At 56.4% G+C, this 1711-nt stretch carries 1 protein-coding gene; it reads left to right on the plus strand.

Annotation, left to right across the window (positions count from 1 at the left end):
* Window positions 1-559: 559 nt before the first annotated feature.
* Window positions 560-1711 (plus strand): acyl-CoA dehydrogenase family protein (locus tag ORS3428_RS08460; protein ID WP_071096401.1); only part of this gene is annotated, 1152 nt, incomplete at its 3' end.

Genomic DNA, 1711 nt, shown 5'->3' on the forward strand with positions numbered 1-1711 from the left:
CAGTCCAGCGCGCCACGGGAATCCCAGTTTTCGACTTCACCTCGATTGTCGAGTTTGTCGTAGCCGGGTTAATACGAAGACCATTCGCCGGCCTATACTAGTATTGTCGGCCAGCGCGACTTGATAGGTGCCCGTGGGTGCTCCCCTGTCGATATAGCCGCAAGTACTGTGCTAGAAGATGCCACCTGCTAGCCATCTTACACTCGGTCGGGCGTATGGTTGAGCGCATCAGTGGCATTGAAATCGCTGCGCGCCGCGAGGGCTTATGCTCCCCCAGATTTTGCCGCTATGCCGATCCGGTAAGTCACTCTGGTAGAGGTGTCCTGACCGACTTCCGACCGGGTGCATTACAGCTTCAGTCGTTGTCAAAGGCGGGGAATTAGCTTGGCAGGAAGGGCTAGAATTGTCCATGTTTGATGGCGGGCCAATGAAGCTGCGCAATGCATCTGCCCGACGCAGCATTTCAGCGCCTAACCGCAGCATTCGGGAGTTTCCGCAGCGAGGGTCTAGTATAATCAGCAAAACGAGCAAGCGCGTTTATGCGCTGTAGGAAGGTGCGATGGACCTGAATTTCACGGACGACGAGCTTGCATTTCGCGACGAGGTAAGGGCCTTTTGCCGCTCTGCGATCCCCTCGGACATCCGAGAGAAGCTGATCGCGGGACGGCACCCTAGCAAAGACGACAAGGTGCGCTGGACGCGGATTCTGGCGCGAAAAGGCTGGGCAGTGCCGCACTGGCCCGTCGAGTATGGGGGCACTGGTTGGAGCGCGGTAAAGCAGTACATTTTCTCGGAAGAGGTAAGTCAGACGCCGGCGCCAGAACCGGCTGGAAGCGGCATTAACCTGGTTGGGCCGGTAATCTACACGTTTGGCACCGAGAAGCAGAAAGAATATTTCCTGCCCCGCATTGTTAATGTTGACGACTGGTGGTGCGAGGGCTTCTCCGAGCCGGACGCCGGCTCAGATCTCGCTTCACTCAAGACGCGGGCCGTGCGGGACGGTGATCACTATGTTGTCAATGGTCAGAAGATCTGGACGTCATTGGCTCAATACTCAGATTGGATATTCTGCCTGGTCAGGACCGACCCAGATGCAAAGAAACAGCTTGGTATATCTTTTCTGCTCATCGACCTTAAGACCCCAGGAGTGACGGTACGTCCGATCCAGTTGTTCGACGGCTATCACGAGGTCTGTGAAGTTTTCTTCGATAACGTGCGCGTTCCTATCGAAAATAGAGTAGGCGAGGAGAACCGCGGTTGGGAATACGCTAAGTTCGTCTTGGGAAACGGGCGAGTTACAATTGCCTGCGTAGGTCTCTCCAAGGAGCGGATCCGGCGGATCAAGGAACTTGCAGCGCGTACCCGGATAGGTGGTGAGCGGCTGATCGACTGCGCAGATTTCCGGAAGAAAGTCGCTGCGGTCGAGGTTCAGTTGAAGGCGCTCGAGATGACGCAGCTTCGCGTAGTCGCCAACTCCACGAAGCTTCAAAAGGGCGCACAAGACCCAGCGAGCTCAATCCTTAAGATCAAGGGCTCGGAGATTCAGCAGGCGACAGCGGAGCTTTTGATGGACGTGATTGGTCCCTATGCGCTCCCTTACCAATCGGAGGACGATTTCCGCCGAAAAGAGCCTCCGATCGGTCCCGAGTGGGCCGGCCCCATCGCGCCTGCCTATTTCAACGGGCGTAAGGTACCGATCTATAGCGGTTCC

Source organism: Mesorhizobium sp. ORS 3428, from assembly GCF_001854785.1.
In the GTDB taxonomy this organism is placed as follows: Bacteria; Pseudomonadota; Alphaproteobacteria; order Rhizobiales; family Rhizobiaceae; genus Mesorhizobium.